Source organism: Comamonas sp. GCA5 (assembly GCF_036541385.1).
GTDB lineage: Bacteria > Pseudomonadota > Gammaproteobacteria > Burkholderiales > Burkholderiaceae_C > Comamonas > Comamonas aquatica.
In genome coordinates this window covers 1-9025 of the sequence record NZ_JAZHFR010000107.1, presented here as the reverse complement: position 1 = coordinate 9025, position 9025 = coordinate 1, and the positions used below count along the sequence as shown (strand labels likewise).

Here is a 9025-nt window from a genome sequence, read left to right as displayed (position 1 = left end):
ATGGGCCTGAGGAAGCTGAGCAAGAACCGGGGTTCATTCCCCAGCGATGAGGCGCTGACTAAGTTGTTCTACTTGGCCCTGCGCAACATCAGTCAGAAGTGGACCATGCCGATTCGGGATTCGAAGGCAGCGTTGACCCGATTTACCATTCAGTTCGGAGACCGCATCTCCGTCAACTGAAGTCCGCCCCGTTTACACAAAAGTTCGGACACGCCCTCAAGCTGGATTGCCTGCCTCTGACACAGCATCCAAAGCCCTCCTGGAAAATTTCGAGAGGGCTTTGTTTCATGTCTCTCGATCAAAGGTTTGCGATTGTCCGCAGACCGCCACCCATCGACGCCACACAATCTTTCAAACAGGCTTGTCAATATAACTAGATATCTAATATGATTCAACATCCCTACTGATGAAGGCGAGCAATCGCCAGGAGACAACGATGCTGACTCATGAAGAAAACGAATTGCTGTGCCGCGTAGAAGGCGAAGCCCCCATGGGCAAGCTGATGCGCCAACACTGGACCCCGATCTGCCTGATTGAAGAGGTCAGCGAACCGGACGGCACACCGGTCAAGGCGCGCATCCTCGGCGAAGACCTTGTCGTGTTCCGCGACAGCGAAGGCCGCGTCGGCGTGGTTGGCGAGTACTGCCCGCACCGCCGCGCCTCGCTGGTCTACGGCCGTAACGAAGACGGCGGCCTGCGCTGCCTGTACCACGGCTGGAAGTTCGACGTGCAAGGCAACGTACTCGAAATGGTCTCCGAGCCCGCCTCCAGCGGCATGGCCGAAAAAGTCAAGCACACAGCCTATCCGACCAAGGAATGGGGCGGCATGGTCTGGGCCTACATGGGTGCTCAAGACGCCGTCCCCGAATTCGTCGCTCCCGCCTGGGCACCTACCGCTGATACCCGTGTGAGCATCGGCAAGGTGCTGCTGCCCTGCAACTGGGCACAGATCCTCGAAGGCGCCATCGATTCCGCACACAGCTCCAGCCTGCACTCGTCGGATTTCGTGCCGGCACGCGTGACCGGCGCCGAAGCCACGGACAAGAACTGGCTGCGCCCCTCCACCGACAAGGCTCCCCGCCTGCAGGTCCAGCGCACCGAATATGGTTTCCGCTACGCCGCCCTGCGCCGCCCGATCTTCAATGCCACCACGCACGACTATGTGCGCTCGACCGTGTTCGTCGCACCCGGCACCGTGCTGATTCCGCCGAACAACCTGTACAACGTCGCCAACGTCAACGTGCCGATGGACGACACCAATACGGTGTTCTACTTCATCGCCTGGGGTGATGCAGCCACCACACCAGAAACCGAAACTTGGCGCAAGTTCCTGCACACGCAGGTCGGCCCGGATCTGGACGAGCGCTTCCGTCCGCTGCGCAACCACGAGAACCGCTTCTGGCAAGACCGCCAGGCCATGAAGGCTGGCAACTTCACCGGCATCACGGGCTTCCCGAACCAGGACATCGCCATGTGGGTCACGATGGGTCCCATCGCCGACCGTTCGGACGAACGTCTGGGCGCCAGTGACCTCGCCATTGTCGAGTTCCGTCGTCGTATGCTCGATGCCATCACCGAATACAAGCAGGACGGCAAGGCCATCGGTACCGGTGCCAAGGCAATCCCTGGTACGGTCTGCTCGTACCAGGCCGTGGTACCGAAGGAAACTGACTGGCGTGAATACGAGGTCCGCTACGTGAGTGCGAAGCATACTGTGTCGGACGAACAAGTTGCTGTGGCTGCTACCGACTACCAAGTCAAGCAGTAATCGACGGATGGAACTGGCCATGGAACAGCACCGTTTGCGCATCGGGGTTGCAGGACTGGGGCGGGCATTCTCGCTGATGCTGCCCACCTTCCTGCAGGACCCCAGGGTTCAGCTCGTTGCCGCGTGCGACCCTCGTGAGGAGGCCAGGCAGCAGTTCGCTGCCGACTTCAACGCAAGGACTTACACAGACGTGCAGGACCTGGCCGAAGACCCGGATGTGGAGGCCATCTACGTGGCCAGCCCGCACCAATTCCACGCCCAGCACACCGAGATTGCTGCAGCCAGGGGCAAGCATGTGCTGGTCGAGAAACCGATGGCTCTCAACGCGGCCGACTGTGATCGCATGATCGCGGCCTGCCGCGCCGCGAACGTGCATCTGATCGTCGGGCACTGCCACAGTTTTGATACACCGTACCGGCGCACGCGCGAACTGATCCGCTCGGGCGATTTCGGTGCGGTGAGGATGATCCAGGCTTTCAACTACACCGATTACCTGTACCGTCCGCGCCGACCCGAAGAACTGATGACGGCCGAAGGCGGTGGTGCCGTCTTCAGCCAGGCTGCGCACCAGGTCGATATCGTGCGAATGCTTGCAGGCTCACGTGCCACGCGCTTGCGCGCAAGCGTTGGCCGCTGGGATCCACTGCGCCCGACCGAAGGCGCCTATTCCGCCCTGATCTGGTTCGAGAACGGCGCATATGCCTCACTCTCGTACAACGGCTACGGTCACTTCAACAGTGACGAGTGGACCGGCTGGATCGGCGAAATGGGCGATCACCTGAATCCGGATGCCTACGGCAGTGCGCGCAAGCGTCTGACCACCATTGCCTCGGCAGAGGACGAAGCCAAGCTCAAGGCTGCCGGTACGTACGGTGGTGCCGACTACAAGCCCCCCTCGCTGGCAGCAGAAGAACCGACACGCAGTCATCAGCACTTCGGCCCGGTGATCGTGTCCTGCGAACGCGCCGACTTGCGCCCCCTGCCCGATTCCGTCGTCGTGTACGGCGACCAGCAGCGTGAAAGGCTTGCGCTCTCGCGCCCGACTGTGCCGCGCGCCGAAGTGATCGACGAACTGTACGATGCCGTAATCCTGGGCCAGCCCCCCTTGCATGATGGGGAGTGGGCAAAAGGCACGCTGGAAATCTGCATCGCGATTCTGAAGTCCAGCGAAATGGGTATGGACGTTCTGCTCTGACAATAAGCTCCAGGAAAGAAAAAACCTCGCAATGCGAGGTTTTTTCTTTCCTGGAGCTTATTCAACAGTTTTCGCACTCCTCGCCGCGAGCGGCAATCAGGTGCCCCATTTCCCGAGTGGAAGGAATCCGCAGCAGCGAGTCATGTGCCTTCTCGGCTTCGTCGCATGCCATGTTCTCGATGATCGTGAGCAGCACCTTGCGCGCGATGTCGATCTCCGAGCCTTTCAGGCCCTTGACGCTGATCTCATTCACTTCTTCGGCCAATGGAACCAGCTTGCTTTCCAGGCTGCGACCGCGAGGCGTGAGATACACATGGGTATTCTTGCGGTTGCCGGGCGCATAGCGGCGTTCGACATATCCCAGCTTCTCCATCGCCGACACCGCACTGAAAGTGGTCGGCGTGGTGGTACCAGCCTCGTCGCTGAGTTCCTTCTGCGTCAGTCCATCGGTGACCCACAAAATGCGCAGAAACGCCCAGTGACCGAAAGAAACTTCAAACTGAGCCAGGCGCATCTGCAGCCCCCGAACCATCGCCCGGCCTGCATCCTTCACCAGGTGAGCGAGACGATCATCCGGTACGGCCTCGCGCCAATGCCGCAAGATAGGGTTCTCTTTGGAATCCGGTGCCTTGCTGGGAAAGGGTCTGGCTGTCATACTTTCTTCTTCGCGGCCATCATCAGAATGCTTGAAATCATAGTGCACTTCACAAGTGCACGAACCGGTTCCCCCGGTTCTGAACTCATGCTTTGTCAATTCAAAAGGTATGCCAACCACACCGATACGAACAAACCGGGCATCACGGTATCGGTACGGATACCTTGCGCCATCATAGGGCGAGTGCATTGTAGACGTGATACTGTGGCGAACGGAAAAGCAGACTGCACATACAAAACGCCGCGCACCTGGTCGACCAGGTGCGCGGCAATATCCGCAGCAGCTGATGAGATCAGATCTTGAAGCTCTCCAGGCTGGCCGGGTGGAACAGCTCGGCAGGCTGGAGGCGGCGGCTCGATAGGCCTTCTGCATGGTGCTGCGCGAGGAAACGGTCAACCACATGGGCATTCTCGGCAAAACCATACGACCAGAAATCCTGGCCCATCAGGCGGCGCGCATTGCGCAACTGGTCCTCGATGAACGGGAGCGTGACCTTGGTGGCCGATGTGTCGCTCAGGCGCGTCAGTGCTACCGCCTTGGAATGCTCGAAGGCCTTGACCAGTGCGCCGGGCAGCCAGGGATGCTGCTCTGCCAGGGTCTTGCGCACGCCGAGCGTGTGCATGATCGGGAACAGCTTGCGACGCTCATACCATTCGGCCGCAGCCTTCTGAGGATCCTCGAACAGGTACTTGACCTGCGGGTGACCACGGTCGAAGCACGATGGGGCACGCGGCCCGATCACGCCATCAATTTCGCCATCGGCCAACAAGTTCGAGATGGTGCGGCCTTCCGGCGCGTTCACCAGCGACACACCTTCGGGCAGCTTCAGCGAGATCTTCTCGATGCGGGTCGGATCTTCGTAGCCGCCACGCACCCACTGGATGTCGGAGGCCTTCACGCCGTACTCCTCTTCCAGGAACATGCGCACCCACACATTGGCGGTCAGTTGGTATTCGGGCACGCCGATGCGCTTGCCCTTGAGGTCGGCCGGGCTGTTGATGCCGCGATCGGCGCGCACGTAGACCGAGCTGTGGCGGAATGCCCTCGAAGGGAACACCGGCACGGCAATGTACGGCGAGGTGCCAGCTGCGGTCTTCACCGAATAGCTGCTGAGCGACAGCTCGCAGATGTCGTAGTCTGCGGTGCGGAACGCACGGAAGAAGATCTCTTCCGGATCCTGCAGCATGAATACAGGGTCCACACCGTCGATCTGGACGTCGCCGTCGATCAGCGGACGCATCCGGTCGTAATTGCCCACCGCGATGGACAGTTGAAGCTTGCTCATGTTGATTCCTTTGTGACGATCAAAATCGATTCGGAGCGCATTGTCATGCGCCGGTTTGTGATGCCTGCTGGCGTGGAACGCCAAAGAAGACGGCAAGGCCTCCAATGAAGACCAGCGCAGCCACCAGCAAAATGCCAGCCGAGAAACTGCCGGTAGCGCTTTTCACCCAACTCAGGACGATGGGCGCAAAAAAGCTCCAACCTGCCCCAGGCTGCTGATGATGAGCAGCAGCGTGCTCGGCACCTCCAGCAGGATGTAGCCAATGAAGAACAGACTCACGCCCAGACCGTAAGCGGCATCGCTCAGACCAGGATCATGCTTCAGATGCAACTGCGCAAAGCTGATATTGACCCGATCAAGATAGTTGAGCACCCAGCAGAAGAACAGGAAGCTCATCAGCCTGAGAGTGATCTTGCGATAGGTTGTTTCGACGGTTGCAGGGTCGAAGGTTTGATGCGGAAGTGCACCCACGTAGTTCAACGTGGAATCTGTCATTTCGGAATCTCTTAGAAGCGTTTTGTCTGCTGCCGGCTTGAGCTGGCGGGGCAGCGAACACGTCTGAGTTCGCTTTACCGGCCGGCGCAAACAATTTTTAATCATTAGACATCTATTTATTAGATATCTATTTATTAGACTACGAGGCTTTTAGAGCGCCGACAAGCAGGGGTTTACCCCTATCGCTAAACCGTACACAAGTCAATTACTTTGCCTGCATAATTAGATCTCTAGCAATAGAATTGCAAATATTGTCGAGCAAGTAAAGGAAGACAAGCATGACCACCCAGGAAAGCGGTTTTCTGCGTCTGAAGATCGCGAAGAAGGAAAAGATTGCACGCGACATCTGGCGCTTTGAACTTACCCACCCAGAGGGCGCGCCGCTGCCACCGTTCGAGGCTGGCTCGAATCTGACGCTGGTGGCCCCCAACGGCATGCGCCGCAGCTATTCGCTCTGCAACGACTCGCAAGAGCGCAATCGCTATGTCATCGCCGTGAAGCGCGACAGCAATGGCCGTGGCGGCTCGATGAGCCTGGTCGACGACACATCCGCAGGGGATTCGATCGAAGCCTCTCTGCCGCGCAACGAATTTCCGCTTGATGAACGCGCCAAGTCATTCATTCTCGTGGCTGGCGGCATCGGCATCACGCCCATGCTGTCCATGGCACGCCAACTAAAGGCTGAAGGCCTGCGGAACTTCAAATTGTATTATCTGGCCCGGGATCCAGAGTGCACGGCCTTCCTCGACGAGCTCAGCAGCAACGAATGGCGCTCGTTAGTGAAGATCCACCACAGCTTCGGCGACCCGGCGAAAGCCTTCGACTTCTGGGACCTGTTCGAGCGCCCCAAAGCCGCACACGTCTATTGCTGCGGACCCCAGTCGCTGATGGATACCGTCCAGGACATGACAGGCCACTGGCCGTCCGGCACCGTTCACTTTGAAAGCTTCGGCGCCGGCAATGCCAACGCAAAGGAAAACACGCCTTTCATGGTGCACCTTAAGCGCACCGGCATCTCATTGCAAGTTCCGACCGACCGCTCGATTCTGGACGTTCTGCGTGCCTCGAACGTGCGTGTAGCAAGCTCCTGCGAAAGCGGTACCTGCGGCTCCTGCCGGGTAGGATTGTGCTCGGGCGAAGCGGACCACCGGGATCTCGTGCTGCGAGACGATGAGAAGGATGCACAGATTATGGTCTGCGTATCCCGTGCAAAATCTGCGGAGTTGGTGCTGGACCTCTGAGCCGGCATCGCTGATGACGGTCCTACCCGCACCGTTGCCGAAACAGACACTCCGGTTGGCACGGCCAAGCATTGGCATACCAACATAACAAGGGACATTGAACATGAATGAGCAGACTTCTACCTCAGCCCCCAGGTCTCGGGATGCCAGTGCGCCCACACCGGTCGACGACAACAGTCTCGCCTGGACCGATGCTCGCTTGCTGGGATTTACGCCCATGGATAATGTGCATGAGGAGTTCTACGCGACTGCGTTGAAACTGGTGACCTGCACAGAGAAGAATGCAGCCCAGGCCATCGAAGAGTTCGAGCAGCATGCCATCAGCCATTTCGAGCAGGAAGATGAATGGATGCGCACCACGAACTTCCCTCCTCGGGACTGCCATCTCGACGAGCATGCGGCAGTGCTGAAGTCGGTCCGCGAGGTCAAGGAAGCTGTTGCACAAGGACAAGCCGGCGCCGACGTAGTCCAGGATATCGGCATGGCCCTCTTCCAGTGGTTCCCAGGTCATGCAGACTATCTGGACTCCGCACTGGCCGCCTGGATGACCAAGCTGAATATGGGCGGCAAGCCCATCGTGCTGCGACGTAAGCTTTGACAGTGCTCCAGGGGACATCCAAGACATCCCTCTCCCAGCCAAGACCCAGACACCCCCACCCAAACGCGGGATCCATGCACATTTCTGCAACGCACCGCCCCCAGAGGTTAGGGATACTCCCGGTCAAAATCATGCTAGCCCTCTAACAATAATTTTAGACGTCTAATAAAATATAACTAAGGCATGCCGATGAAGAAAAACAGTTGTGACGCAGAGAACAAGACTCTGTGCGCCGCAACCGAAGCTGCGTCGCACGCATGCCTGCATCTTTGCGCTGGGCTGCAAATGTGCATGTCATTTTTTAAACAGGACGCCCCACCACCACGTAGCTTTCGGCCCAGCCACATGCATTGTACGGACATCTTAATGCCGGTACATGAGCGGATGGCGTCGGTGCCGCGAGAAATCACAAAAAACAGGAGACATGTCATGACAAGAGGAATTTTCTTGAAAATATCGGCGGCAATTGCCCTCCAGGCGTTGTCAATCTTTGCATATGCTGATAGCGATTTCCCGAACAAGCCCGTAAAGCTGGTCGTACCCTACGCTCCCGGAGGGCTGCCGGATACCGTGGCCCGGATTCTGGCCGAAAAAATGCAGGCAGACCTCAAGCAGCCGGTCATTGTCGAAAACAAGCCCGGCGGCGGCGGCGGCGTTGCCATCACGGCCATCAAGCAATACCCTGCCGATGGTCATACCTTCTTGGTTACGGACGGCCCTCTGCTGGCGGTTTCTCCGATCATCATCAAGAACCTCAAGTATGACGCCCAGAAGGATCTGGATCCCGTTTCCCTGGTCGGTGTGGCCCCTCTGCTTCTGGTCACAAACTCTTCCGCACCCTTCAAGAACATGAAGGATTTCATTCAATATGCGAAAGAGCGTCCCGGCGAGTTGAATTACGGGTCTTCCGGAATCGGTTCCATCCACCACCTGACGGCAGAGGCCATGGCCCATTCGCTGGGCATCAATGTCAAGCATGTCCCGTTTAGGGGTAGCTCCGCCTCTATTCCTGCACTGATCGGCAACCAAATTGACATCACATTCGCCTCTCCCCCAACCCTGATGGGCTTCGTCGATAGCGGCAAGGCCAGGATACTGGCGACCAACACCTTGGCTCGCAGCAAGACCAGTCCGGACATTCCTGCCATTTCCGAGTACGTCAAGAACTTTGACTTTGGCTTTACCGTGGTCATGCTGGCCAAGAAAGGAACGCCCGAGGCATATAGGAACAGGATCAGCGATTCGGTCAAGGAAGCCGTCAACGATCCCGAGGTCAAGAGCAAGCTGGAAAAAGCAGGAGTCGACTCCATTGCTGGAGGTCCTGCCGAGTTGGCGGCAAAGCTCGCATCTGAAAATAGCCGGGTCATCGCAGCGGCCAAACTGGCTAACCTAAAACCAGAATAAAACCAGAACCGGCCCACACCCAATGCCAGTCAGCCAAGAGCTCACTGGCATTTTTCGTTGGTGGACCCGCATCTTCTACGTCGATGGTAAGCGTTGCCACCTGGCTGTAGGCATCGCCAAACAACAGATCGCCCTCCCAAAGGCCCGGCACTGCACGGCTGGGCGCTCGCTAATCGGCACTGCATCGACGATCCGGCCATGGATCGTCGCATTCCCCTAGAAAACCTCTGCATAAATCCCTGAATCACACCGGCTTCCGTGGAGGCTCAACTCCTGAGAGGATTGAGTCATGAACACTAAAGCTGCTCGTTTTAGCCCAGAGGTACGTGAACGTGCCGTACGTTTGGTGCAGGAATGCCAAGCGGATTACGCATCACTGTGGGG

At 58.0% G+C, this 9025-nt stretch carries 7 protein-coding genes and 2 pseudogenes; 6 read left to right on the top strand and 3 right to left on the bottom strand.

Annotated features, from left to right (window positions below):
- From SJH88_RS17275 to SJH88_RS17265, 3 genes and pseudogenes are all read left to right on the top strand, one after another.
- Positions 1 to 180: pseudogene (locus SJH88_RS17275) on the top strand (IS256 family transposase); the annotation flags it as partial.
- A 256-nt stretch (positions 181 to 436) separates the two neighbouring features.
- Positions 437 to 1768 carry a Rieske 2Fe-2S domain-containing protein gene (locus SJH88_RS17270; protein ID WP_154165069.1) on the top strand — a complete coding sequence of 444 codons (1332 nt, stop codon included), beginning with the start codon at positions 437 to 439 and terminating at the stop codon, positions 1766 to 1768.
- 19 nt (positions 1769 to 1787) lie between these two features.
- On the top strand, positions 1788 to 2963 hold the full coding sequence (locus tag SJH88_RS17265) for a Gfo/Idh/MocA family oxidoreductase (protein ID WP_154165068.1): 1176 nt from the start codon (positions 1788 to 1790) through the stop codon (positions 2961 to 2963).
- Positions 2964 to 3024: 61 nt separating this feature from the next.
- Here SJH88_RS17265 and SJH88_RS17260 read toward each other — a convergent pair whose 3' ends face one another.
- The 3 genes and pseudogenes from SJH88_RS17260 to SJH88_RS17250 all read right to left on the bottom strand — a co-directional run.
- On the bottom strand, positions 3025 to 3618 hold the full coding sequence (locus SJH88_RS17260; RefSeq protein ID WP_154165071.1) for a MarR family winged helix-turn-helix transcriptional regulator: 594 nt from the start codon (positions 3616 to 3618) through the stop codon (positions 3025 to 3027).
- Positions 3619 to 3910: 292 nt separating this feature from the next.
- Positions 3911 to 4903, bottom strand: a complete 993-nt coding sequence (locus tag SJH88_RS17255; RefSeq protein ID WP_012837650.1) for an ABC transporter substrate-binding protein — start codon at positions 4901 to 4903, stop codon at positions 3911 to 3913.
- Positions 4904 to 5125: 222 nt separating this feature from the next.
- Positions 5126 to 5398, bottom strand: a pseudogene (locus tag SJH88_RS17250) (MFS transporter); the annotation flags it as partial.
- A 278-nt stretch (positions 5399 to 5676) separates the two neighbouring features.
- On the opposite strand from SJH88_RS17250, the gene SJH88_RS17245 reads away from it, so the two are divergent.
- From SJH88_RS17245 to SJH88_RS17235, 3 genes are all read left to right on the top strand, one after another.
- A complete protein-coding gene (locus tag SJH88_RS17245; protein WP_154165067.1) occupies positions 5677 to 6639 on the top strand; it encodes a PDR/VanB family oxidoreductase in 963 nt (320 codons plus the stop codon).
- A 103-nt stretch (positions 6640 to 6742) separates the two neighbouring features.
- On the top strand, positions 6743 to 7237 hold the full coding sequence (locus tag SJH88_RS17240) for a bacteriohemerythrin (RefSeq protein ID WP_154165066.1): 495 nt from the start codon (positions 6743 to 6745) through the stop codon (positions 7235 to 7237).
- Positions 7238 to 7684: 447 nt separating this feature from the next.
- Positions 7685 to 8641 (top strand): Bug family tripartite tricarboxylate transporter substrate binding protein, encoded by a 957-nt coding sequence (locus SJH88_RS17235; protein ID WP_274755196.1) that lies wholly within the window; start codon positions 7685 to 7687, stop codon positions 8639 to 8641.
- Positions 8642 to 9025: the final 384 nt, after the last annotated feature.

Bases quoted from the DNA above. Each gene is read 5' to 3' on its own strand.
- SJH88_RS17270 (WP_154165069.1), top strand. From the start codon at position 437: ATGCTGACTCATGAAGAAAACGAATTGCTGTGCCGCGTAGAAGGCGAA.
- SJH88_RS17265 (WP_154165068.1), top strand. From the start codon at position 1,788: ATGGAACAGCACCGTTTGCGCATCGGGGTTGCAGGACTGGGGCGGGCA.
- SJH88_RS17260 (WP_154165071.1), bottom strand. From the start codon at position 3,618: ATGACAGCCAGACCCTTTCCCAGCAAGGCACCGGATTCCAAAGAGAAC.
- SJH88_RS17255 (WP_012837650.1), bottom strand. From the start codon at position 4,903: ATGAGCAAGCTTCAACTGTCCATCGCGGTGGGCAATTACGACCGGATG.
- SJH88_RS17245 (WP_154165067.1), top strand. From the start codon at position 5,677: ATGACCACCCAGGAAAGCGGTTTTCTGCGTCTGAAGATCGCGAAGAAG.
- SJH88_RS17240 (WP_154165066.1), top strand. From the start codon at position 6,743: ATGAATGAGCAGACTTCTACCTCAGCCCCCAGGTCTCGGGATGCCAGT.